The 25,565-nt window shown below is 30.2% G+C and carries 17 protein-coding genes; 4 read left to right on the plus strand and 13 right to left on the minus strand.

Features of this window, described 5'->3' with window-relative positions:
- Positions 1–132: 132 nt before the first annotated feature.
- From CLOBL_RS15030 to CLOBL_RS15040, 3 genes are read right to left on the minus strand one after another with little or no spacing between them, the layout of a single operon-like run.
- Entirely contained in the window at positions 133–1,440 is a 1,308-nt protein-coding gene (locus CLOBL_RS15030) for a response regulator (RefSeq protein ID WP_077859788.1), read from the minus strand.
- A complete protein-coding gene (locus CLOBL_RS15035) occupies positions 1,418–2,923 on the minus strand; it encodes a sensor histidine kinase (RefSeq protein WP_242835799.1) in 1,506 nt (501 codons plus the stop codon). The genes CLOBL_RS15030 and CLOBL_RS15035 overlap by 23 nt, the downstream gene beginning before the upstream one ends.
- Positions 2,904–3,884 carry a substrate-binding domain-containing protein gene (locus tag CLOBL_RS15040; protein ID WP_009172262.1) on the minus strand — a complete coding sequence of 327 codons (981 nt, stop codon included), beginning with the start codon at positions 3,882–3,884 and terminating at the stop codon, positions 2,904–2,906. The genes CLOBL_RS15035 and CLOBL_RS15040 overlap by 20 nt, the downstream gene beginning before the upstream one ends.
- A 351-nt stretch (positions 3,885–4,235) precedes the next feature.
- On the opposite strand from CLOBL_RS15040, the gene CLOBL_RS15045 reads away from it, so the two are divergent.
- Complete coding sequence (locus CLOBL_RS15045; RefSeq protein ID WP_077859789.1) at positions 4,236–4,670, plus strand: hypothetical protein; 435 nt, start codon at positions 4,236–4,238, stop codon at positions 4,668–4,670.
- A gap of 58 nt (positions 4,671–4,728) precedes the next feature.
- On the opposite strand, the gene CLOBL_RS15050 is transcribed toward CLOBL_RS15045, so the two are convergent.
- On the minus strand, positions 4,729–6,180 hold the full coding sequence (locus tag CLOBL_RS15050) for an MDR family MFS transporter (protein ID WP_077859790.1): 1,452 nt from the start codon (positions 6,178–6,180) through the stop codon (positions 4,729–4,731).
- Positions 6,181–6,463: 283 nt separating this feature from the next.
- Between CLOBL_RS15050 and nifJ the strand changes: the two genes are divergently transcribed.
- Entirely contained in the window at positions 6,464–9,991 is a 3,528-nt protein-coding gene (nifJ, locus tag CLOBL_RS15055) for a pyruvate:ferredoxin (flavodoxin) oxidoreductase (RefSeq protein WP_077859791.1), read from the plus strand.
- 40 nt (positions 9,992–10,031) lie between these two features.
- Here nifJ and CLOBL_RS15060 read toward each other — a convergent pair whose 3' ends face one another.
- From CLOBL_RS15060 to CLOBL_RS15090, 7 genes are all read right to left on the minus strand, one after another.
- Positions 10,032–10,196 carry a DUF3787 domain-containing protein gene (locus CLOBL_RS15060; RefSeq protein WP_077859792.1) on the minus strand — a complete coding sequence of 55 codons (165 nt, stop codon included), beginning with the start codon at positions 10,194–10,196 and terminating at the stop codon, positions 10,032–10,034.
- A 211-nt stretch (positions 10,197–10,407) separates the two neighbouring features.
- Entirely contained in the window at positions 10,408–12,429 is a 2,022-nt protein-coding gene (locus CLOBL_RS15065; protein WP_077859793.1) for a Na+/H+ antiporter, read from the minus strand.
- A 251-nt stretch (positions 12,430–12,680) separates the two neighbouring features.
- Positions 12,681–14,057 (minus strand): HAMP domain-containing sensor histidine kinase, encoded by a 1,377-nt coding sequence (locus tag CLOBL_RS15070; protein ID WP_077859794.1) that lies wholly within the window; start codon positions 14,055–14,057, stop codon positions 12,681–12,683.
- Positions 14,054–14,731, minus strand: coding sequence for a response regulator transcription factor (locus CLOBL_RS15075; protein WP_077859795.1), 678 nt, complete (start codon positions 14,729–14,731; stop codon positions 14,054–14,056). The genes CLOBL_RS15070 and CLOBL_RS15075 overlap by 4 nt, the downstream gene beginning before the upstream one ends.
- 256 nt (positions 14,732–14,987) lie before the next feature.
- On the minus strand, positions 14,988–16,229 hold the full coding sequence (locus tag CLOBL_RS15080) for an efflux RND transporter periplasmic adaptor subunit (protein WP_077859796.1): 1,242 nt from the start codon (positions 16,227–16,229) through the stop codon (positions 14,988–14,990).
- A gap of 65 nt (positions 16,230–16,294) precedes the next feature.
- Positions 16,295–19,399, minus strand: coding sequence for an efflux RND transporter permease subunit (locus CLOBL_RS15085; RefSeq protein ID WP_077859797.1), 3,105 nt, complete (start codon positions 19,397–19,399; stop codon positions 16,295–16,297).
- A gap of 267 nt (positions 19,400–19,666) precedes the next feature.
- Positions 19,667–20,494 carry a Cof-type HAD-IIB family hydrolase gene (locus CLOBL_RS15090; protein WP_077859798.1) on the minus strand — a complete coding sequence of 276 codons (828 nt, stop codon included), beginning with the start codon at positions 20,492–20,494 and terminating at the stop codon, positions 19,667–19,669.
- Between the two features lie 128 nt (positions 20,495–20,622).
- Here CLOBL_RS15090 and CLOBL_RS15095 point away from each other — a divergent pair, with 128 nt between their 5' ends.
- A complete protein-coding gene (locus CLOBL_RS15095) occupies positions 20,623–21,489 on the plus strand; it encodes a MurR/RpiR family transcriptional regulator (protein ID WP_077859799.1) in 867 nt (288 codons plus the stop codon).
- 268 nt (positions 21,490–21,757) lie between these two features.
- Here CLOBL_RS15095 and fliB read toward each other — a convergent pair whose 3' ends face one another.
- Both fliB and CLOBL_RS15105 read right to left on the minus strand, forming a co-directional pair.
- A complete protein-coding gene (gene fliB / locus CLOBL_RS15100) occupies positions 21,758–22,900 on the minus strand; it encodes a flagellin lysine-N-methylase (protein ID WP_077859800.1) in 1,143 nt (380 codons plus the stop codon).
- Positions 22,901–23,010: 110 nt separating this feature from the next.
- Positions 23,011–24,468: an MFS transporter gene (locus CLOBL_RS15105; RefSeq protein ID WP_077859801.1), complete on the minus strand. Its 1,458-nt coding sequence runs from the start codon at positions 24,466–24,468 to the stop codon at positions 23,011–23,013.
- Between the two features lie 184 nt (positions 24,469–24,652).
- Between CLOBL_RS15105 and CLOBL_RS15110 the strand changes: the two genes are divergently transcribed.
- Positions 24,653–25,525, plus strand: coding sequence for a LysR family transcriptional regulator (locus CLOBL_RS15110; RefSeq protein WP_077859802.1), 873 nt, complete (start codon positions 24,653–24,655; stop codon positions 25,523–25,525).
- Positions 25,526–25,565 lie beyond the last annotated feature (40 nt).

The following is a 25,565-nucleotide window of genomic DNA, read 5'->3' on the forward strand; positions in this document are numbered from 1 at the left end:
ACTTGTTTGAGGAACATGCAGAAATGGGTGCAACCTTTCACTTAGAACTTTCCAGTGAAAATTTCATAAGTCCTATGGAATAAATATGTATGTAATTTCGGTTAATCACAACATAAGTTCAAAATTGGATATCTATGCTTTAAAATTAACTGGACTTATTCCTTCATACTTTTTAAATACTTTACTGAAATAATTGGGATCATTATATCCTACTTTGTAGCAGACTTCTTTTATACTCAGCTCTCCACTCGAAAGTAATTCTTTAGCTATATCTATTCTGCATTTATTCACATATTCCGAAAAATTAATTCCCGTTACCTCCTTGAAGGTTCTGCTAAAATAATACACGCTTAAGCCAAAATTATTAGCAACCCTTTCAAGTTCTAGTTCTGTCTCAATATTTTCTTTAATAAAATTTTTTACATTTTCAAATAGTTTCGTTTTCACCTTATTATTAATATTCTTACTTCGATTTGTTTTTATCTCATTAAGCATGTCACTGACCAATTTATCATCTATATCATCTATGTGAATTATATTTACACTATCTGAATTGTAAACCAAAGATTTCATAGCTTGTCTATAAGATTCTATCATTTCTTCTACTGAATTAACTATTTTCCCCAGTCCTGCTCTTATTGAAACGTTGAATCTCTTTTTTATTTCTCTTCTTAAATTAAAAGCAAGATTGACTTCTAGATTCTTAAAATCCTTACTATCCTCATTATCAATTTGTATAAAATATGTCAATTCTTCATAGAACACATAATTTCCTATGCATTTATATCGTCTATTAACATACTCTTTAATATATTCTCCTATCTTCATCTTTATTTTGTCTTTTTCAGCACTGTTAATATCACCATATTCATATTTATTTTTTAGCGATATGACCATTGCATAACTGTTTTTGAAATTCATATTTAAACACTGCAAATACATGCTATAATCTACACCTTTAATTTTATCATTTATTATTAAATCGCTTAGCTGATTTTCAAGAACAGGCAATAAAGTATATATCTTCTCCTTATCCTCAATTTCACTTTTCCTTTTATCTTGTTCCTTTTTAACCCACTTAACTCCAAGAGAAACTTTTTCAACTATTTCTTCCTTGGCAAATGGCTTTAACAAATATTCTTTAACATTTATCTTCACAGCTTCCAATGCAAAATCAAAATAATCATAGGCCGTTAAAATTATGCTATAAAGATTTGGCAGGCTGGCACTTATTTCCTTTAATGCCTGTATTCCATCTATTCCTGGCATTTTTATATCTATTATTATTATATCCGGCTTAACACTTTCCGATATTTCAATTGCTTCTCTTCCATTTTTAGCTTCATATATTTCGAGTTCTTCTGAAAACTTATCTTTTATTATATATTTCAATGTTTCTCTATCATACTTCTCATCATCAGCAAGTAATAATTTCATCATTACTTTCATCCCCCATTATAGGTATTTTTAAATAAACCCTTGTCCCTTTACCTTCTTCACTTTCTATTTTAAACATATTTCCTTTGTTATATAAATATCTAAGTCTCTTTTCAACTATATTTATTCCAAGGCCAGTTGTATGTCCGATATGTTTTAAATCATAATTGTAATTATTAATCTTCTCTAATATTTCCTTCTTAATTCCAATGCCATTGTCTTCAATTATAATATTACAATTTCCATTTTCATCATTTATATTTATATCTATATACCCACCTTCTTCTTTAGCTTCAATTCCGTGAATAAAGGCATTTTCAACTAATGGTTGTATTGTCATTCCAGGAACCATCACTTTTTTTATATCCATATTAACATTTAATTTAAATTTAATTCTGTCATCAAATCTACACTCTTGAATGTAGATATAATCTTTTACAATATTTATTTCTTCCTCCAATGATGAATTTGCATTCATGCTCCTTAATGAATATCTTAAAATATTAGACACTGATTTTATAAGCTTACTTGTTGTTACTGCATTTTCCATCATTGCTGTAGCATTAATACAATTTAAGGTATTAAATAAGAAATGTGGATTAATTTGAGATTGCAGTACCTTTAAATCAAATTCTTTTAGAGCATTTTCATATTGAAGATTTTTCATCTCTTCTTCTTTTAATTTTTTTTCCAAAGTTAGCTTTTCGTTAATTGATTTTATAAGATTTTTTATATCTTTTACCATAGTATTAAAAGTATCTGTAAGCACATCCAATTCATATATGTCAGTTTTATTTCCATCATAGTATTCAAATTGACCTTTAGATACTTTATTGGATGTCTCTACAATCCCCTTTAAGCCTTTTGATATATTTTTTATAAAGATTAGGGCATATATTACGCACATAGTTAAAATTAATATTACATAAACACTTAAAAATCCATATATTAAACTACTTTTTCTATTTAATTCTTTATAAGCTATGCTATTAGTTTCCAAATAATTCTGCATTAATTTCGATGCATATTCTTCAGAATATGACGCAATGTTTTTAGCTGCTATAAAATCATCATAATAAAAAATATATCCTTCCTTATTTTCATAGGCATAAATTGTCTTTTGTGAATCTTCTGCGTAAGAATCCAAGGTATTATTTAAATCCCTTAAGATATACTGACTGGTATCATCAGAATTAATTTTTAAAGTCTTTATTTTTTGTTTTGCCTGGAATATTTCATTTTCATAACTTTTCTTACTACTTTCCGTACCATTTAATATATATTGATTGAAATTATCTAAAGAATCATTTATATTTTCCTTAATTTCATTAGTCACAAGCATATTATTGAGCATGCTTACATATTCATCCTCAATATTTTTACTCATTGCCAAAGATATGATGTTACAGATTCCTATTGGAATAATTAAGCATATGACAAACATAATGAACTTGTTATTTAAGGTTTTAATTTTCAAAATTATCATCTCCCTGCTTATAAGTACCTATATTAGTTTTATTAACTAACTGTACATCAGTTAATGATTCTGAATAATTATTAGTTTTTCCTTCAATTCTATCCATTATGATATTGACTGCTCTATACCCCATCTCATTGCTCTTTTGTACTACTGTTGATGCTACCAATCCATTTTGTATATTCTTTAGAGTTTCATCCAGATCATCAAAACATATTATTTTCACCTTACCTTTATCATTTAAATCGTTTACTGCCTTTGCAGCTCCTATTCCATCAAGGGCTGAAGTACAGAATAATGCATCAATTTTATTATTTCTATTTAATATTTTCCTAGTTATTATTTCAGCTTCCAAAAGCATTGCATCTGAAGAATCCACATCCACGATTTTTAAATTAGAATTAGAAGTTATATATTCTTTAAATCCCTCCACTCTTTCCTTTTGATTTTTAACATCCTTTCCTCCCATCACTATAGCTATATTTCCATCTCTTCCTATCTGCCTTACTGCTTCTGCTCCGGCAACTTGTCCCGCTAAAATGTTGTTCGTTCCTACATATGCTAACCTATTGCTATTTTCTTCATCTGAATCTATTGTAACCACTGGTATACCTTTTTCCATAGCTCTATTTATATCCTTTGTATATTTTCCTTCCTCCTGAACATAAGTTATAATTCCGCTAACCTTAGCTGACTCGGCCATCTCAAATAACTTTAATCCTTCCTCTGTGCTTGCAGTCGTAGGTCCTAAAAATTCAACAACTGCTCCCCTCTCCTTAGCCGCTTTTTCTGCACCGGCCTTTATACTTAGCCAATAAGGATTCGTCTTTATATGTGATATTAATACTATCTTAGGCTTTATTGGTTCCTTGCTTGTCTTATTATTATTTAATAAGTATACAAAATATAAATTGCTCACTAGAAAAATTACAACTAAAATAATGCCTACAGTTTTATTAAAATATTTCATTACCACAAGCTCCTCACCTATTGTATTCGATTGCAGAACATTTTAAATTTCTTTTTAAATGTCATTTAATAATGTTATTCTATATTTCTTCTATTACTTAGTCAATATATTTGTATAGGTTTTCACAAATATATCTTCTATAATTATAACTAAATCAGACCATAAATTAATTATCCCAGCGGAGTCTATTTTTTAGAAGTTCAAAATTTATAAATATTATATGAAACAAAAATTTAACTAAGGACTTTACACATTTTACGTTTAATTAACTCAATCATTAAACACTATTAACCTTTCATGTCTATTATTTAATATATAATCTGAAATAATAATCCATATAAGGAGATAGATATGAATATTATAATTATAAGTTCTAAAAAAATAATATCAGCTATTTTATTAACTTCTTCTTTATTAATAGCTACTAGCATAACAACTTTTGCAGAAACTAATAATAACTGGATAAAAGAGACTAATATAATTCAAGACTTAACCCAAACAAATGAAAATAAAATTGATTCAAGTCTTATTATTACCACTAAAACAAGTAACTTCTCAAATATTAATAATACTTTTCCAATTATAAAGACAGAAATTAATTCTAGATCAAGTCAAAATGAAGATTCAAAAGAAAACAGTACTGAAAATAAATACACAACTAGTGCATCTAAAACATCAATAATAAGGATAGTTGCTGGGGTTGTTATTTTTATTTTAGCAATTATAAGTGTATTTGCATACTCAAACTTAGATAAAAGTAAATTTAAGGATTGCTTTAAGAAATAAATAATCAGAAAAAAATCCACAACAAATACTAGCACTTAGTATTTGTTGTGGATTTCTACTATTTCTGCCCTTTTACTATTTTAGGCATTATTATTGATAATATCAGCGATAATATGCCTATTACTACAAGTATTATAAAAAGAATATGCAGAGAACTATTTAAAGAAAGCTTTATCTGTTCACTTGTTACAGTAAGTGTAGATGCAGAGGAATTATATAAATTGCTTGGCTCTACACCTTTTATGCCAATCTGAGTAAAATATTTAACTATATATAAGTTAAATATACTTCCAAATACACTTACTCCTATTGTTTGTCCTAATGTTCTAAGCAATGAGTTAGTAGCCGTTGCAGCACCTCTTTTACTGTAATCTACTGATTCTTGAACAATTATAGTCAATGTTGTAAATGCGCCTCCAAATCCAAAACCCATTATAGCAACATATAATAATACTAATATTAATTGAGAATTTATATTTAACGTTGGCAATAGTGCTGTACCAATAATCAAAATAACATTCGATATGATTATTACAGACTTTGCTCCAATCTTTACTATACATTTTCCTAAAAACACTGAAGCTAGGAGCCAGGCAACTGACATTGGTGCTAAAGCTAGGCCTGATATTTTAGCACTAAAACCTAATATGTTTTGTATATATATTGGTAAATAAACATTTGACCCAATTAATACAGCAGAAGCTAAAAAGCTTACTAGATTTACCATTGTACTTGTCTTTGTGAATATATCAAATGGAATTATTGGCTCTTTTGCTTTTCTCTCTATTTTATAGAATGCTATTAAAAAGATAATTGTCAGAAGCACTGATATTCCAACAAACATAATATTATTAGAACTTATGTCATCTGTTGATACAAAAATATTTAAAAATATAATCATAGCTATTGATAAAGTAATAATTCCTGGATAATCTATTTTGTGTTTTGTCTTTTTTAAGTCTTCTTGTAAATTTCTTTGAATAAGTATAACTGATAATATTCCAAAAGGAATATTTATAAAAAATATCCAATGCCAAGACAGCACGTCAATTAAAACTCCTCCAAAAAATGGTCCTATAAGACTTGCAATTCCCCATACTGTACCTATAAGTCCTTGAATTTTAGGCCTTTCTTCCAGTTCAAAAACATCTCCAACAATTGTATATGTAACTGTAAATATTGAACCCGCACCTATTCCCTGAATTGCACGGAATATGATTAACATGTACATATTCTGCGATAAGCCGCACATGAAACTTCCTACTAAAAATATTATTATTCCTATTGAAAGTATATTTTTTCTTCCATATAAGTCCGCTAACTTGCCATATATAGGTGTTGAAATTGCAGAGGTTAATAAATATACTGAAAAAACTGAACTAATAATTTCAAATCCCTGCAAATCTTTTACTATAGTTGGGATTGCTGTTGTAACAACAGTTCCCTCAACTGCTCCTAAAAACATTGCTACCATTAATGCTATTACTATATTCCTTTTTCGCGACTCCATTATTTAAATCACTTCCTTTGTTTTAATTTCTTGATCATATCTATTTAATCAGATTTTATAATTATATCTATAGTAAACTTTTTGTGCAACACAAACTTACCTTTCGCAAATTTAATAAATAGAAGTTAAAATTAAGCACCTCTAAAATTATTTTTAGCTAAACATTACTTTTTTAAATATTATCTTAATTAAGTATACTTTTACTCAGTTTTCAAATAATAAATGAGATAAAAAAATTCAGATAATTTATGTACAATATATGATACAAGGAGGATTAATTATAATGCAAAAGGTTACTAAAACAATGGATGGAAACCAAGCTGCAGCATATGCTTCTTATAATTTTACAGAAGTTGCTGCGATATATCCTATAACTCCTTCCACTCCTATGGCCGAAGGAGTAGATGAATGGTCTGCCCATGGAAAGAAAAATATGTTTAATCAATCAGTTAAGGTAGCTGAGATGCAATCCGAAGCTGGTGCTGCTGGGGCAGTACATGGCTCACTTCAAGGTGGCGCCTTAACTACTACATATACCGCTTCCCAAGGTTTGCTGCTCATGATACCTAATATGTATAAGATAGCAGGAGAGCTTTTACCTGGAGTATTTCATGTAAGTGCACGTGCACTAGCAACCCATGCCTTATCAATATTTGGCGATCATCAAGATGTTATGGCCTGCAGACAAACAGGCTTTGCTATGCTTGCATCTTCAAATGTTCAGGAGGTAATGGATTTAGCCTGCATTGCTCACTTAAGTGCTATAAAAGGCCGAGTACCATTTTTACATTTCTTTGATGGTTTTAGAACATCTCATGAATATCAAAAAATTGAAGTTCCTGATTTTGATAAAATAACAGATCTTGTAGATAGAAATGCTTTAAAAGCTTTTAGAGATAGAGCTCTAAATCCCGAACATCCTGTAGTCAGAGGTACAGCACAAAATCCTGATATATATTTTCAGGAAAGAGAAGCCCAAAACCCATTCTTTAATGCTGTTCCTGATATAGTTGAAGATTATATGAAAGAAATTAAAAATATTACTGGAAGGGAATATCATCCCTTTGATTACCATGGAGATCCGCAAGCTGAAAACATCATAGTAGCCATAGGTTCTGCCTGTGATACCATAAGTGAAACTATAGATTACCTAGTAGAAAAGGGAGAGAAAGTAGGTATGATAAAGGTTCATTTATACAGACCATTTTGCGAGAAATACTTTTTCAATGTTCTTCCTAAGCCTGTGAAGAAAATCGCAGTATTAGATAGGACCAAAGAACCTGGTGCCCCTGCCGAGCCGCTATATTTAGATGTAACTAAACTTTTCTATAATCAAGAAAATAAACCGCTTATAGTTGGCGGAAGATATGGTTTAGCCTCTAAAGACACAAGACCATCTCAGATTATTTCTATCTTTAATAATTTAAAAGCTGATAAACCAAAAGACCACTTCACTGTAGGAATAGTAGATGACATAACTAATACTTCTTTGCCTGAAGGAGATATAATAGACACTACACCAGAAGGAACTATAAGCTGTAAATTCTGGGGTTTAGGTTCTGATGGTACAGTTGGAGCAAATAAGAGTGCTATTAAAATAATAGGAGATAACACTGATATGTATGCCCAGGCTTATTTTTCTTATGATAGTAAAAAATCTGGAGGTACTACTGTATCCCACTTAAGATTCGGGAAAAAGCCTATAAAATCTCCTTATTTAGTTTATAATGCCGACTATGTTGCCTGTCATAATAAATCTTTTATATACAACTTTGATATATTAAAAGGGTTAAAGAAGAACGGCATCTTTGTCCTTAACTGTCCATGGAATGAGGATGAACTTGAAGATAAATTGCCAGCGCTATATAAAAGATATTTAGCAGAAAATAATATAAAATTCTATACAATTGATGCAATTGCTATTGCAGGTGAAATAGGTCTAGGAAACAGAATAAATATGATAATGCAGTCTGCTTTCTTTAAGCTTGCGAATGTTATACCTGTGGAAGACGCAGTTAAATATTTAAAAGATTCTATCTCTAATCTTTATGGTAAAAAAGGTGATAAAATAGTTAAAATGAATCATGATGCTGTGGACAGAGGCATAAATTCCCTTCATCAAGTTACCATTCGTGATTCTTGGAGTGGTGCTAAAGATGAAAATAAATCAATAAAGGATGAACCAGACTTTGTTAAAAATATTCAACGTCCTATGGCAAGGCTTGAAGGTGATGAACTTCCAACAAGCGCTTTTAAAGGAATGGAAGATGGTACCTTCCCTCTCGGTACTACTGCTTATGAAAAACGTGGTATAGCAGTTAATGTACCTGAATGGCAGACTGATAAATGTATACAGTGCGGTCAATGTGCATATATCTGCCCTCATGCAACCATTCGCCAATTCTTAATTGATGACAATGAAAAGAAAAATTCTCCTGAAGATTTTATTACAAAGCAGGCAGCTGGAAAAGGTTTAGAAAATTATGGATATAGAATTCAAGTAGCTCCATTAGACTGCACAGGCTGTGGCAACTGCGCTGATGTATGTCCTGCTCCTGGCAAAGCTCTTATAATGAAACCAGCAGAAGAGCAAATATTAGAGCAGGCGGAAAATTGGGAATATGCTATGACTCTTACTCCTAAGGAAGATTTAATCGACAGAAATACACTAAAGGGCAGCCAATTAATAAGGCCTCTTTTGGAATTTAATGGTGCATGCCCAGGTTGTGGAGAAACTCCATACATAAGGCTTTTAACTCAGCTTTTTGGAGAAAGAATGATCATATCAAATGCAACTGGATGTTCGTCTATCTGGGGTGCAAGTGCTCCATCCATAGCTTACACTACTAATGCTGAAGGAAGAGGTCCTGCTTGGGCAAATTCATTATTCGAAGATAATGCTGAATTTGGATATGGTATCTTCTTAGGAGTTAAGCAAATTAGGGAAAAGCTTGCTGATTTAATAAATGAAGCATTAGAATCCTCAGATTTTGATGATAATGCTAAAAATGCATTTAAGTTATGGCTTGATAACTTAAATAATGGATCTGAATCCAAAACAGCTTCTGCTAAAGTTTTAGAAGTGTTAACTGATTTTAAGTATTCTAACAATACAATAGCAAAAGAAATATTAGAAAGAAAAGATTATTTAATTAAAAAATCTCATTGGATAATCGGTGGTGACGGTTGGTCATACGATATTGGTTATGGAGGCGTCGATCAAGTTCTTGCTATGGGCGATGATGTAAATATATTCGTAATGGATACAGAAATTTACTCAAACACTGGAGGTCAGGCTTCAAAATCAACTCAGACCGCTCAAGTTGCTAAGTTTACACCAGCAGGTAAGAAGACCAGAAAGAAAGATTTAGGACTTATGGCTATGAGTTATGGTTACGTATATGTTGCTCAAATAGCAATAGGCGCAAATATGAATCACGCAATTAAAGTAATAGCTGAAGCTGAAAAATATCCTGGACCATCTCTTATAATAGCTTATGCTCCATGTATAAGCCATGGAATAAAAGTTGGTATGGGAAACAGCATAAAGGAAGAAAAGAAAGCTGTTGAATCTGGATACTGGCATCTTTATAGATATAATCCACAACTAAAAGATGAAGGTAAAAATCCATTCTTACTTGAATCAAAAGAACCTACAGCTCCATATAAAGACTTCTTAAATGGCGAAATACGTTTTGCATCCTTAATGAATGTCTTTCCTGAAGTTGCAGATAAATTATTTGATGAATCAGAGAAGAATGCAAAAGAAAAATATGATACATATAAACGTATGTCTGATATGAATTATTAATTTAAAATAAAAAATCCCCATTAATTTGGGGATTTTTCATTTACTTTTGGTTTGTATCAACATATTCTTTTGCATTTCCAACTTGTATTTCGCTAGGAATATTTACATTAGAAACTGGCTGTGTATTTTCTTCATTTGCCCAAGCTGCTGCCTCATGTTTTTCTATAGGCATAGCAGCAAATTTTTCTTTAAATTTATTTGTCATATGTAAGCCTCCTTTAGTTAGTTAGTACATTAATACTTTTTTATGAAATTAGCGTGTTATTTTTTTGATAATACTTCAATAATAGTATTAGCTTAGAAAGAAAAAGTATAACTGTAATACGTTTATTTTATAGATTTAATCTATTAAAATATACTAATTCTAGAATAGCTTATATGTATATCAAATATTATTTTTCTAAAGGATTTACTTTTTATTCAACATGCTTATATAAAACAGCACTTTCAATATAGTTTAAATACCTTCTTAATTCATTTGATTCCTCTCTATTAATTTCTCCTGACTCATACATATATCGAATCTGAGAGCGTTCTGTGTCCATAGCTTTTATTCTCAATTCTTCTTTTTGTTCCATGCTATTTTCATTATACTTAGCTGTTGCTCCTTTTAGCCTATTAATCATACTCTTGTAATCAAAAATCACTAATTGAATAATATCTGATTCATCATGATTTTTCGAATATTCCTTTAAAACCCCAATGGCTGATTGGACTGCCTTTATTTGTATATCCTTTATTAATTTCAGCTTATCCATTTCAATATTTTTTGCCTTACGATTAATACGATAAAAATGTTTAAACCATCTAATTAATTTTCCTACAAGATACATGGTATCCTGACGTCTATTACACAAAAAACTTTCTTCTCTATGATCAAAAAATCTTTCAAAAAATTTGAATACAGTTTCATTTATTTCATCTTTATTCATAAGTTCATATATATATTTTCTCTCTGCTTTCAATCCTATTAATCTTAACTCTGTTATTTTTTCTCGATTATTACCTGCTTCAATTGTCAACGATTGATTGTTTCTAGATATCCACTTATACTCATTGATTAATTCATATGCTGCAGCTGCATTTTCATTATTTATTTCGGATTTTATAATATTAATAGCAGATACTATAAGTTTATTTTTTGCTTTATTTAAATTATCATTAATAAGCTGCTCCTTTTCTTCCTCTTCTCCTTTACTTAAAAACGGTAAAAATACTGTTGCAGATATCAGCGTAAATAATATTACCCCAGCGGTTAAAAATAATATAAGGGCTCGTTCTGGAAATGCCTCTCCATTGTCTAAGAAAAATGGAATTGATAAAACACCTGCCATTGTAACTGTACCTCTAACTCCAGTTAAACTAGTTAACAAAGCCATTTTCACACTCGGGCCTTCAACATCTTTACTCTTATTTAATCTATATTCATAATATGAGGATAAATACGACCAAACAAAACGAATTATTAAGATAACAACTCCTATGGCAATAACATATGCAACAGCCTTCAAGTTTCCTATATTAGGATCTGAGATTGTCTCACTCATAGATAATGGAATATTTAATCCCAATAATAAAAATACAACTCCATTTAAAACAAATAGAACAATGGACCATATATTTTCTGTTACTACCTGTTCCTCAGCCATCCTAGTTTCTATTCTCTCCTTTATCAAAGAATGGACAATACCTGCAACAACTACTGCAATGACTCCTGATGCATGTAAAAGTTCTTCTGTAATAATATAAATACCAAATGGTGTTAATATTTGAAACAAAGAATAAAAGATAACATCATTTATTCCCTCTTTACGTAAAGTAAATCTTATTAAAGTTGAAATTAAAGCAAAAACTAAACCTAAAATTGCTCCTGCTAAAAACATATATGAAAAATTTAAAATTGCTCCTCCAAGTGAAAAATGATTAGTCACTACAGCAGCTATTGCATAATTAAATGCAACTATTCCAGATGCATCATTTATTAAAGATTCTCCTTTAACAAGATTTAATACACTCTCAGGTATATGAATACGCTTTGCAATTCCATTTACTGCTACCGGATCAGTTGGTGATAAAATGGCTGCTAATGCAAAAGCTGCTGCAAGAGGTATACCAGGTATCATCCAATGAATAAAATATCCTCCTCCTATAGTTGTTAATAAAACTAATATTAAAGAATTGCCGAATATTGACCTCTTCATTTTCCATAATTCATCTCTAGGAAAATATTTTCCATCATTATATAAAATAGGTGCCACAAATAAAAGAAAAAACCATTCCTCTTCTAATTCAAAAGAATTATGCTTAAAAGCAAATGCTAAAATTATTCCCAATATAATCTGGGTTAAAGCGGCAGGGATTGATGGAATGTAATGACTAATAATATTAGAAATTAACAAGCACCCCATAAGTAACAATACAATCATTAATAAATCCATTTCATCTCTCCGTTCTTAACGGCCTTAGCCTCTATATTATTTAATATTATACACATAATTAAGTATTATATATAGTTTTAGAAAAACTATATTAATATTTTTTATGTAAATATTGTTAATCTTACTTTTTACATGCATGCCCTTTTTATTGTGAGTATAATTTTATATGTTAATTAAAATAACCTCCTAAAATCTAATTCAGATTTTAAAGAGGTCTTAAGTGGAAGACAAAGCACAATCTGCGATATCTGCTATTTTTTTAATTCTATCTTAAAAGATACTCCAACATTTTCATTGGTCACCCATATATGCCCGTCATAAGATTCTATAATTCGTTTAGCTATTGCTAGCCCCAATCCAAATTTACCTTTTTTACCTTTTTTGAATGGCTTAAATAACTCATTTAACGCTGATTCTTCAATGGATTCTCCATCATTATATATTTCAAGTAATATTGAATCACCACTTGCCTTTACACTAATTCTAACCTTACTTCTACTATATCTAATTGAATTCTCTAAAATATTTTCAACTACGACTTTCCACTGTTCATAGTCTCCTAATATTATTATATTTTCTAGTTCTAGCTCCCAATTAAGCTCTTCTCTTCTGAACCTAAATCTATCGACGGTTTCCTCAATTAATTCTTTCATATTAACAAGTTCTTCTATTCTTTTGTGCTGCAACAAATAGTCAAGCTTAGTTAAATAAAGTAGATCTTTTATTCTCTTCTCCAGTCTTTCTGCTTCACTATCAATTACAAACATTGTACTACTCAGGTCGCCTTTAGGAAATATTCCATCTCCAACAGATTGAGCATAACTTCTTATAACCATCACAGGAGTTTTTAATTCATGGGATATATTTTGAAGCATCCATTGCTGAGCTTCATCATTTTTTACAAGCTGCTGCCTCATGGATTCAATTGCCTCAGATAATTCACCTATCTCATCTTTTCTATCTACACTTATTGGAGTATTCCATTCCTTTTGACCTATCTTCTCCACGTTTTCTTTTAATGACTTTATAGGTTTTGATAAATAACTAGCAAGTTTTCTAACTATTATTAAACTAAAAAAGCTTGCAATGATAGTCATCAAAATGATCTTTCTAGCAATCTGCCTATATAGTTTTTCAGCCTGAAGATCTCTTGTATATGAAAAGACAAAACCACTTTTATCATCAAAACTGTATTTTCTTATTACGTAAAATACATTATCATTATTTTTAACATACGTATATCTTTGACTATCTGAAGTTTGATTTTGATATTGATTTAATACTTTATTCCATAATTCCTTAGAAGATTTTTCATCAGAAAGAATATGCTCTATGTTTTCTGTATCAGCAATTGGATAAATAATACTCTTTAATATCCTTTCCCCATTGTTATTCTCTGAAATTGTACCCGAAAACTGGGTATAGTTTTCGCCATCCACCATATTTGTAATTACATTTTTTTGTGAATTCTCTATGAGTTCATAGGCTTTATCATAAAGAAAATTTTTAAAGGTTAATAAACTTATAGTTACTAGAATTCCTATAATAAAAAGCATCATAGCTGAGAAAACAATCCATATTTGAAAAGCAATTGATTTATTACTTAAAAACTTTGAAACTTTGCTCATTCTCTAACCATCCTGTATCCATAACCATAAACTGTCTCTATTCTAAGGTTTGGCATTCTTTTTCTAAGCCTTCTTATAAGATCGTCTACAACTCTATCACTTCCAAAATACTCATCTCCCCAAATATTATGTAATATTTGTTCTCTTGAAAATGCAATAAGCTGATTTTTAACAAATAACATAAGAATATCAAATTCTTTTGAAGTTAAAGCAATCGTTTCTTCTTCTCTCTTTACTATACGTTTATTTTCATCTATAGTGTAACCGTAAATCTTGGATACTATATGAGCATCTCTTTCTACTTCTTGACCATATACCCTTTCAATAAGTTTTTTTGTACGTATAACCAGCTCTCTAGGTAGAAATGGTTTAGCAATGTAATCATCACTGCCAAGCTCCAGACCAATCACTTTATCTAAATCAGCATCACGTGCAGATATAAAAATAACAGGTGTTTGCTTATTATTTTCTTTAATTTCCTTTATAAGCTGATATCCATCTATATCTGGCAGCATAATGTCCAATATCCATAAATGTGGATTAACTTCAATAGCTGTTCTTGCTGTTTCACCATTAAAAAAAGAAGTTACATTAAAGCCATCTTTTTCAAGATAAGATTTTAATATCTGATTTAAATTTTCTTCATCTTCTACTAAGTAAATATTATAACTCATCTTAACACCACCCTTATAGACTAAATTAAATTCCTATATATTTTATAATTAATTTCATAGTTCATACTCTAAAGTCTATTTTGATTTTATAATAAAGTATTATAAATCAGAATATCAAATCAATGGTTCTTCATGTATAACTTTGTTCCTCTATTATAACATTACCACTTAATTCTATCCCATTAGTTATTTAATGTTATTATTAGAAATTCTGACGTCCTATATTTACTTTTTTATTGTATTATTACTATAAATTTTAGGAATTACTTATATTGACCTTGTCGCCATCATTTAAAAAACTCTGTCCTTCTATAATAACATTATCCCCAAGTTCTACGCCGCTAATTATTTCGGTATACTTTCCATCAGAAATTCCAACACTTACTGGTATTTTTTTCACTTTATCGCGAGCTACTTCATATACATATTGAACTCCATTACTCACAACTATTGCATTACTTGGAAGTGCAAGTATATTATCTTTTTTATCATTTGGAAGCAATATTTTCACTACCATTCCTGATTTTAAAGAAGAATCATCATTCGCCAGCTTCACTTTTACATTATATAATTGAGTTTTAGAATCAGCTGTTGGGCTTATATTATCTATAACTCCTTCAAAATTCTTATCTTCAAGAGAATTAACTTTTACTTCCACGGATTCTCCTATTGCTATACTAGATAAATCCTTATCACTTATGTTTATTTCACCAATAAGACTGCTATTATCTGCTATAGTAATTACACTTTTCGAACTTGATACTATTTCTCCTGCATTAGCATCTCTTTCAGAAACAACTCCATCAATTGGTGCTTTAACTACAGTATTGTCTAATTGCGCCTGAGCTAAATCTACTGCACCCTGTGCCTGTTCCACCTGAGACTCAGCTACAGCTGCCGTCTGACTTCCAACTTTATTATTTAAAAGATTTAAGTTATCATTAGCCGAGTTAAGCTGTGTCTCAGCTGAATTAAGTTTAGATTGTGCATCGTCTAAATCCTGCTTGGTAGAAGCTCCTGCCTCATATAGTGTTTTTACCTTATCAAATGCACTTTTAGCATCATTATATGCATTTTGTGCTAAGCTTTGATCTGACTTAGCCTGAATTAATTTCTGCTTAAACTCCGAATCACTTGTGAGGGTTAAATTAGCTTGTGCCGAACTCAAAGCCCCCTGTGCCTGCTTATATTGTGCCTGTAATTCAGCTGAATCTAACGTAAATAATACATCACCTTTTTTAACTTGTTGCCCTACTTCAACATTCATAGTTGCGATTTTGCCAGATATTTTTGGAGCAACTGTTACCTCACTATTCGCTTTTAATGTGCTTCCATACTCTGTGTAATTTTCAATAGAAGTCGTACTAACAGCGACAGTTTTAACATTCTTCGGATCATTTGTATTACTAGTGCTTTCACCACATCCTGCAAGAAGCATTGATGCTGCTAAGATAATACTTGCCAATATTGTATATTTTCTAAGTTTAATACTTTTCATAATTTTTCTCCTTTCACTTTAAATATCACGCGCTGCAGCTATTTTAGCATAGCTTAGTTATACCTCTATAGTTTATTTGCTGCCCCTTTTTTACTATTTCTTCTCTCTAAAATTCTCTTTTTCATATCATCAATCAATGTATACACAACTGGAATAAGTACTGGAGATAATATTGTAGAGGTAATCATGCCCCCAATAAGTGCTATAGACATTCCTGATCTATATTCACTTCCTTGACCCATGGCCAATGCTGTTGGAAGCATACCAACAATCATAGTTATTGTAGTCATCATGATTGGTCTAAGTCTTGTACTTCCTGATTCTATAAGAGCTTCTCTTAAAGGCATTCCTCTCTTCATTAATGTATTCGTATAATCGATAAGCAGAGTTCCATTTTTAGAAGCAAGACCATCAAGCATTATCAGTCCAATCATTGTTACGATATTTAAAGTATTTCTAGTAATGACCAAAGCTATTAATGCTCCGATCATTCCACATGGAAGTGATAACATCCTTAAAAAAGGTGTAAGCCAAGATTCATATAGAACAACCAATATCATATATACAAGTACTATAGATACAGCCAAAGCTTCAATTAGCGATTTAAAAGAAGTAGCCATATTTTGCTGATCCCCTCCGTAAGTCACTTCATAACCTGTAGGCATATCTTCATTCTCAATAGCTTTTTTAATATCTGTATTTACACTTCCTACTGTTCTGCCTTGTACATTTGCATATATAGTTACCATTTCATCTCTATCCATTCTTAATTGCTCCTGTGGGCTATCACCTAAAGACACCTTTGCAACTTGATCTAATGGTACTTGTGTTCCTGATGGATTAGCTATCATTATTGAAGACATCTGATCTTTAGTTTTAACTTGTCCATCTTGAAATTTGACAGTCATATCATATTCATCACCATCTTTTCTATATACACCAGCATCTGTGCCTTGGTTAGATGCCGCCTTAAGGGCACCTGCAATATCTGATGGCTTAATTCCAAATTGTGCAGCTGCTGTTCTATCAACTTCAACATCAATTTCATTTTCGTTAGCTTTCATGCTATTACTAACATCTGTTGTTCCTTTAATGTCTTTTACCATACTCTCTGTTTTATCACCTAGATCTTTTAAAACTTCTACATTAGGACCAATTATATTTATAGCGATAGGCTTTGCTCCATCTCCATTATCTTGTGAAAGTCCATTGCTTTCATTTACAGAAACATCAACCCCTGTCAAACTCTTGCTCCATTCCCGTATTTCCTGAGCAACCTCACCTTGACTCTTCTTTCTTTTACTCTTCTCTTTTAAATCGACGTTAATCGTTGCTGAAGATTCATTATCACTTCCAATTACAGTAAAATATTCACTTACTTCTGGTACACTTTTTAAATGTTCTTCTAATTCCTTCACTTTTTCATCTGTATCCGCTATATCTGAACCAGGACTTAAATCAACATTAATTGTAAATTTACTTTGATCTGTTGTTGGCAAAAATTCTGTCTTAATAGCTTTAAAAGGAATAAGTAATATACTAAGTGTGAACATTACCATGACAATACTTACAACTTTCCATCTATTATCTAGTGACCAGAGCAAAAATCTTTTATATTCTTCATTTACTTTATCAAATAACCTTGTCATAAATCCTTTTTTAGCTTCGACTTTATGATCATTGCTATCTATATCATCTTTTTTCTCCTTAAGTAATCTTGACGCTAACATTGGAGTGAGAGTGAAAGAAACAATAAGCGAAAATATTGTTGCGAATATTACTGTAAGTCCAAACTGCCTGAAAAATTGTCCAACCATTCCAGACATGAAAGCAACTGGCCCAAAGACTACTATGTCACATAAGGTTATTGATATAGCTGCCATTCCTATTTCATCACGTCCATCTATAGCTGCTCTTATAAGTCCCTTCCCCTGACTCAGGTGCCTTTGAATATTTTCGAGTACAACTATAGAGTCATCTACCAATATTCCTATTGATAAAGATAAAGCCAAAAGTGATAACATATTAAGTGTAAAATTAAAAACATACATCATAAAAAATGTGGCAAGAAGCGATGTAGGTATTGCAACAAGAACTATTAATGAAGATTTTATACTCTTTAGAAATAGAAACATTATAACACTTGTTGTGATTATACCTTCAATAAGACCTATTTTAACTTCTGATAAAGATTCATTAATAAAGGTAGAAGAATCGTCTGCTATACTAACATTAATTCCACTTGGCAAAGTCTTCTCTATACTTTTCAGCTCTTCTTTAACAGCCTTTGTTGTTTCAACTATATTTGCATCACTTTGTTTTTTAACGAATATACCTATGGAGCTTTCTCCATTTAATCTTACTAGCTCACTTTCATCTGGATAATCCAGCTTTATATCTGCAATATCTTTAAGTCTTATAGTTCCTCCATTTGTCATTGGTATTTGAATATTTTCTATATCTTCTATATTTTGAAACTCGCCAAGAACCCTCATGGTCTCTTTAGAATTTTCCTGCTTAAGCTGACCTGCTGGAATATTTACATTTTCACTTTGCAGCTTGCTTACGATAGTATTAATGCTTATGCCATATTGCTCCATAGAAGTTTTATCAACATCAATCATTAATTCCTTTTGAACTGCTCCTTCTAAAGTCACCTCCCCAACTCCACTGATCTTTTCTAAAGATTTTTGAATATCATCTGCTGCGTTATAAAGTTCGCCATAAGGTAATGAACTTGAAACTGAAATCATCATAACTGGAGCTGCATTTTTATCTGCCTTTTTTATAACAGGTTTTGAAGCGCCTTCTGGAAGTTTATTTGAAATATCTCCCAATGCCTGTTGAACATCCATAAATGCTGAGTTCATATCTGTATTCATGGTAAATTTAATTATGGTATAGCCATAGCCTTCCACTGATCCAGACTTTAAGGTATCAATACCGCTTATGCCAGATACCGCATCTTCTATTGGCTTTGTGACATTTTCTTCTATTTCTTTGGTACCTGCCCCACTATATGTAGTTGTTATAGTTATAACAGGAGCATCAATTGCTGGAAATAAATCAGCTCCTAAATTTGCATATCCGAATATTCCTAGTCCCATAATCAAAGCAACCACTATAATTATGCTTAAAGGTTTTTTTACTGCTAATTCAGTAATTTTCATTTCCTCTCCTCCTAATCAAATAAAATAATTAGATATATAAATTTCACTAAGAAACTTCTTTTCTTTAAGCTTGTTTTCATTTTAATCAATATTTATGTAAGAATTATCATAGAATTATGTGAAATTATGTGATAAAAAAATAACCCATGGCAATATTAAAATTAAATATTGTCATGGGTTTAATTATTAATAATTATCTTTATGTATTTCTATTATTGGTCTTGCAGCTGTTCCATCATTTTGCATCACCAAACTTCAATATTATTACTATTCCTTAAATATAAATTTTTCGATTAATTCAGCAACAACACCTTCATTATTATCAGCTTCAGTTGTATAATTGCAGACTTTTTTCACATCCTCAACAGCATTTCCAGCAGCTACTGATAATCCTGCTAGCTTTAACATGGACATATCATTGTAGTTATCACCTACAGCAATTACATCTTTAATATCAATATCTAAAATTCCTGCTAAATCAATTAAACCTCTTCCCTTGTCCACACCTAGAGCATTGAATTCCATGTACCGATTTGATGAATAACTTATAACACAATGCCCATCTGTAATATTCTTCATTTCTGGTTCTAAACTCATCAAATATGGCACATCTATATTCTGGTATAGAATTTTAGCAATTGGTTCATCCTTTAAAGCATCTACTGTATTTTCTTTCATAAGAATGCATTCTAATTTCTGGTTTTTAAGCCTTTCCTTCTCACTTTCTGATAAATTATAAATATATAATTTATCCTTTGTATAAACATGTATACAAACGTCTTTCGTCAAACCATACTCAAAAATTTCTTTCATTTTCTCAAACATTAACCCTTTAAATTTTAGCAATTTACCTGCTTTATTCTCTGTTAATGCGCCTCCATTAAAAGAAATAACATATTCTCCAGCCTCATCATACAATCCCAAAACTTTTAAATCACGTTTAATAGATTCATAGCCTCTCCCTGTGGCCGGTACAAATTTAACCCCATATTCATTTTTGGCTCTTTTTATTAAATCAATATTTCTTTGACAAATTACATGATTGTCGTTTAATAATGTTTCATCCATATCGCAAGCTATTAATTTATATCCCATTATTATTTCTCCTTCCATGCTATATATTTTTCATGCTGCTTCTTTGTAACTCTATAAATTGTTCTGATGAAAATATTTCTTATTAATGCTAAAATGAAAATATGAAATTTATTAAGGAGGCATTCAACATGACAATTTATAACTTGCTTCTATATGCAAATAATCTAACAGAAACAGAAAAATTACTTGCTGATTACATATTAAAAAATCAAGAGCAAGTTGCTGGTATGTCATTAGATGAATTGGCAAAAGTATCTTTTTCATCAATATCTACTATACATAGATTATGTAAAAAAATTGGCCTCAATGGTTTTAAAGAATTCAAAATCAAATTTGTTGAAGAGTTATATTCTAAAATGAATAAACCAGATATTATTGATATAAACTTCCCTTTTAAAAAAGATGATTCGCAATTTCAAATTGCTGTTAATATAAAACAACTTTACATTGATACCCTAAACAATACCTTCTCTTTTTTTGATACTGATCAGCTTAAAGATGCAGTTGATTTAATTTATAATGCTGAAATAGTTGATATGTATGCTGTTACAAATAACATCCAAACAGCCTTGAATTTTCAAGATAAAATGCAGAGTATTGGAAGGTATGTTAATGTCTCTTTAGTACCTATGAACCAAGTATACCGTGCCGCCGCTTCTAATAGTAAAAATAAACAAGTAGCAATTATTCTTTCATATTCAGGGAAAACTCCTGAAATTAAAGAAATTGCTTTAGTTCTAAAGCGAAAAGAAATTGAGACATTAGTTATCTGCTCAGCTCAAGAAAACTATCTAACTAAATTATTTAATTATCATATCTTTGTTTCCAGTAAAGAAAATTTAAAGAAAAAGATATCACACTTTTCATCTCATATTGCTACTCAATATGTCCTGGATATAATATTTTCTTGTATTTTTAATAAGGATTACGAAAAAAATATGGAATACCGTTTAAATGAATTTAATAGATTAGATCATCGACAAGTAGAAGAATAATATAATTTCTTAAATATTTTTTGTATGCATTCTTCAGATTTTTATCGTCCTCATTTCAATTATATTCAATAATAGGTATTAGTTATATACATATTATTAAAACAGATATTTATTTTCAAATATCTCTCTTAACTCTGCATTTATCTAAAAATTTTTTTCAATCTCAATAAACAAAAACCTGCGAAAATCCAAATGTAAATTTTCGCAGGTTCTATGACTAAAGCAGCTTTAAATTCTTCTCATATAATTTATACTTGCTTATTAACTATTAAAATAAAGTTATAAAACACAGATATCCGACTTCTATAAGCACATCACCAAAACCTTCTCTAAAAAATTCTAAAACAGCTTCAGTATTATTTTCAATAATCCTTGAAAAGACAACAATATAATCTTTTATATCTTCAATATTTATTTCTTTCTTTTCATCCATACAATACTTTATAAATCCAGCATACCTCACCAGTAAATACTCCAATATGATCATCTGAAATGAAACCGTAAATTCTTCAATATCCTTACTTGTGCAGCTGCTTAAAATTTTCAATACAATACAATTCTCAATGAAATTATCATATTGATTAAGTAAATATTTATAGTTATACCATTTAGCACAAATGCTTGCAATTTCAATGTTTTGAGCATAGTTGGAAATATCTGTTAACATAAGTTTAAAAATAGGAACTTCTTTATAATTCTGTATAATATCTAGAAATAAATAGTTAATTTCTTCAATTGATTCATTTACATTTAGGTCTATTTCCTTATATATATCTATACTATGCTTTATATACTTTCTGTCATTATACTTTTCTATTTCTTCTAATAAGTCATCTTCACTAAAACTTTCATTTTCTAAAATAATTAACAGCATTTGAAATCCAATAATCATCTTATAATCTAGGGAAAAGTTTTCCTGCTGCAGAAGGTTAACTAGAATCTCCCTAATTTTAAGTTCTGAAGAATTACTTTTTAAATCAGTACCATTTTCCAAAGACATATTTATTTTTCCATCCATGTTACTTATGATTTCTACTACTTCAGGACATGCACATGATAACGAAAGTTCTTTTCTGTCTTCAAAGATGCTCTCTAATCTTGGAAACACATGACAAGTTAAAGGTAAACACTCCTCCCCATTACTTTTCACTATATTACATAATCCCTGTTTATCTAGAAATGGGCACGCTTCTTCAGTTTTCTTATTTATAAAATACTCTGTTTTACCTTTGCCTTTTTTTGTTTTTACATTGTCTAAAATATAATCAAATTTCTCTTTTTTCCATTTATTATAGATGTCTGTATCTATGCTAACATCCCAGCCTTCGCAACAGGTAAACCTGCATTTATCAGCTATACACTTAAACTTATCATAATTTGAGATTTTCAAAGTATTTGTTGCTCTATTCATATAATTTAACTCCAATTTTATTATAATGATTAATATTAACTTTAACATTAATCATTATAATAGAATTTTCTAGCTTTCGTATACTCCTCTATGAAATAATTCATAAAATTTTATAAATTACTAGCTGCTTCTTTATTAACAGAATTGTTTTTACTTTTTAAATACAGAAGAATAAAACTTAAAATTAATGCAGCTATAAAGAAAATAGTAAAAAATCTAAAGCTAGAGTCTATAGAATTAACCAAGTTACCATTTATATTTACAATATTTAAATTTCCTATTCCTATTATCGCTTTAGAAACTACATCAGCAGGTATAATCATTTCTATTGTTAATATGACTAATGTCTGACTTAATGCTTTACCAATATTCATTATAGTATAATGCATACCTGATGCTGAACCAGCTTGTTCTTTAGGAACTGCTGACAATACAGTTTTCGCTAACGCTGGCCAAGCTAAGCCATTTGCTATTGATAATAATATTAATGGTGCGACTATAGCTTTAACTGATAGCTCTTCCCCAAGATTTCCAAGAAAAAATATTCCTATAATAAGAAATACAATTCCAAATGTAAGAGTCTTTAATGATCCGATATTATCTACAAGTTTACCTGCAAATGGGCCCAATATAAGCTGTGGTACCGATAGTGAAATCATTAATAGCCCTGACATCGTAGGACTTAAATGTAATGCACTTTGCAAATATATACTCAACAATAAAGGTAATGAAAAATATGCAATGCAATAACACAATGTAATTACAAGTCCAATTGAATAATTTCTGTACAAAAGCAACTTGAAATTAAATAATGGATTTTCTACACGTAATTCTGTAATTATAAATGCAATCCATAATAAAATTGTAACTATATATAATCCTAAAGTTTTATATGATACCCATCCTAATGATTGTCCTTCTGAAAGTACTATCATCGTTAATATTAACCCTAGGCTAAATGTTAGTATGCCTATCCAATCATTTTTTTGATTAATATTAGGTTTAGTCTCTTCCATTACCAAAAATGCTCCAATTATGCAAAGAAATACAAAAGGTACTGTAATAAAAAATATTGATCTCCAACCAAAGCTGCTAATTAAAGCACCACCAGCTACTGGTCCAATTATTGCTCCAATAACCCATGAAGTAGCATTAATACTCAAGGCTAGTCCAAGCTCACTATTATGAAAAGTCTTAATTATAGTTGGAGTTGCAGTTGCCATAGCTAAAGCTGCTCCACCTCCTTGAATTAACCTATATAAATTTAAAGTCAATCCTGAGTCTGCAATTCCACAAAGTATTGTACCAACTGCAAAAATTATAAGTCCTAACATGAAAATACGCTTTGTTCCAACTGTATCTGCCCATTTTCCAGCAGGTAATATTAAAACTGTACTTGCAATAATGTAACCAGTAATTATCCACAATCCAGTAGTTACTGAAATATTTAATCCTTCCATCATATTAGGCAAACCTATTATTACGATAGTAGAATCTAAATTTGTAATAAATGAAACTAATGTCACAACAAGTAGAATGCTCCATTTGTGTGATTTAGAATTTGTCATATAATCTCCTTATTTATAAATGGAATAAATTTTCGAGTGTAGATAAACGCTTATATGATTCATCCCATCGAAGCCATTTAATTTTGTTTTCTATACATAGTTTACAAGAGATTATATATCATGTAAAATGATTATATAAGATATTAAGATTCATTTTTAATGATTTATATGTTGGAGTGATGAAATGGAAAGTAATGAATTAAGAATTTTCAGAGCTGTTGCTCAAACTGGCAGTATAACAAAAGCTGCACAAACCTTAGGATATGTTCAATCTAATGTCACCGCTAGAATTCAGCAATTAGAGTCTGATTTAAATACACAACTCTTTTATAGACAGCGAGGCATGATTTTAACTCCTACAGGTGAAAAATTGTTAGCTTATGCAGAAAAAATCATTTACTTACTAGATGAGGCCAATAAAGCTTTAAATGATTGTTGTGACCCTTCAGGAAGTTTATCAATTGGTGCTGTTCACACAATATCTGCCATACGCCTTCCTGAAGTTCTGGCCCAGTATCATAAAGCTTATCCCAAAGTTGATCTATCCCTTATAACAAGTCAATCAGATGAACTTATTTATAAAATAAAACATTTCCAGTTAGATTGTGCTTTTGTCAAAGCTCAATCCTTTAACGATGATAATATCGTAAGTGAACTTGTAGTCGAAGAAACCTTAGTACTAATATCAAACCCTAAATATGCTGATATAGAAGATCTATATTCAAAACCATTTTTGATGAGTACAGCAAGATGCCCTAATAGAGCACAACTTGAAAACTGGCTTAAATTTAAAGGTGTTCATAATATTCGGTATATGGAATTTAATAATTTAACTTCTATTATTGAAGGTGTTATTGCTGATCTTGGTGCATCCTTTATACCCAAGTCTACTATTGAAGATTATGAAAGGAAAGGACTTCTAAAATCATTCTCAGTACCTGATAAATACAATACTACAAAAACATTTTTTATAAGACGAAAAGATTCTTTAATGACTAGTTCCCTTTCAAAATTTATCGAAATGATTGAGTTGAATACACCATATAAAAGAATTTAAAATCTTAGTGAATTAAATTTATCCGTAACTAACGTTCTAA

It is taken from the genome of Clostridium sp. BL-8 (assembly GCF_002006495.1).
In the GTDB taxonomy this organism is placed as follows: Bacteria; Bacillota; Clostridia; order Clostridiales; family Clostridiaceae; genus Clostridium.